Origin of the sequence: Pedobacter jeongneungensis, from assembly GCF_000633455.1 — a bacterium.
In the GTDB taxonomy this organism is placed as follows: domain Bacteria; phylum Bacteroidota; class Bacteroidia; order Sphingobacteriales; family Sphingobacteriaceae; genus Pedobacter; species Pedobacter jeongneungensis_A.
Genome location: NZ_AYMG01000062.1, coordinates 1 through 997, shown reverse-complemented (window position 1 = coordinate 997; position 997 = coordinate 1). Strand labels below are relative to the sequence as shown.

At 39.1% G+C, this 997-nt stretch carries 1 protein-coding gene; it reads left to right on the top strand.

Annotated features, from left to right (window positions below):
- The first annotated feature begins 97 nt into the window (after positions 1 to 97).
- The gene (locus tag U859_RS0130200; RefSeq protein WP_025146927.1) at positions 98 to 943 is read left to right on the top strand and encodes a S1 RNA-binding domain-containing protein; all 846 of its coding nucleotides are present in this window, start codon (positions 98 to 100) and stop codon (positions 941 to 943) included.
- Positions 944 to 997: the final 54 nt, after the last annotated feature.

Here is a 997-nt window from a genome sequence, read left to right as displayed (position 1 = left end):
ATGAACAAATGACCAGTGAACCAATGACCAATGAACCAATAAACATTGCTACCTTTGCAACAAAAGCCATTGAAGAAAATGGTTAAACCCCAATAAAATGATTGAAATAGGAAAATACAACGAGTTAAGGATTTTAAGCAAAACAGAAGCTGGATTAAACTTAACCGATGGCGATAAACTGGTAATCCTCCCTTACCAATACGTACCAAAAGGTGCCGAAATCGGCGATAACATTAGTGTTTTTGTTTTTATACAGAAAGATGGTCGCTTAACCGGAACTACCCAAAAAGCCTATGCCGAAGTGGGCGATTTCGCTTTTTTGAAAGTGGTATCTGATGGCGATGATGGTGTTTTTATGGATCTTGGCATCGATAAAGATGTTTACGTACCTAACCGCGAACAGAAAAGGCCCATGCAAAAAGGTTATAAATATGTGGTGTACCTGTATTTAGACGAAAATAGCGACCGCTTACTGGCTTCTTCTAAATTGTACGATTTTGTGGAAGAGGATGGTTTTGATTTCGAAGAAGGTGATGAAGTAAGTTTATTGATTACTGAAGAAACAGACCTGGGCTATAATGCCATTATTAACAATACCTACATTGGTTTGCTGTATAATAACGAGGTTTTCGACAATGTTCAACCTGGCGAAATGCGCAAAGGCTGGATCAAGAAAATCCGTGTGGAAGGAAAGATCGATTTAACCCTGCAACCAAGTGGTTATGGCCATATCCTCGATTCGAAAGAGATGATGTTAAGGGAGTTGAAAAAGAGTGGCGGTGTAATCGAATTGGGTGATAAAAGTTCTCCTGAAGACATTTACCACCGTTTCCAGATCAGCAAAAGTGCCTTTAAGAAAACAATTGGATCCTTATATAAGGAGCGTTTGATTGTTCTTTCTGACGATTCGATCAGATTGGTTACAGACGAGGACGCCGAGTAGTAAAAATTTTTAATACTCAAATCGTCATTGCGAGAAAAGGCTTTTTCAGCCGAC

Bases quoted from the DNA above. Each gene is read 5' to 3' on its own strand.
- U859_RS0130200 (WP_025146927.1), top strand. From the start codon at position 98: ATGATTGAAATAGGAAAATACAACGAGTTAAGGATTTTAAGCAAAACA.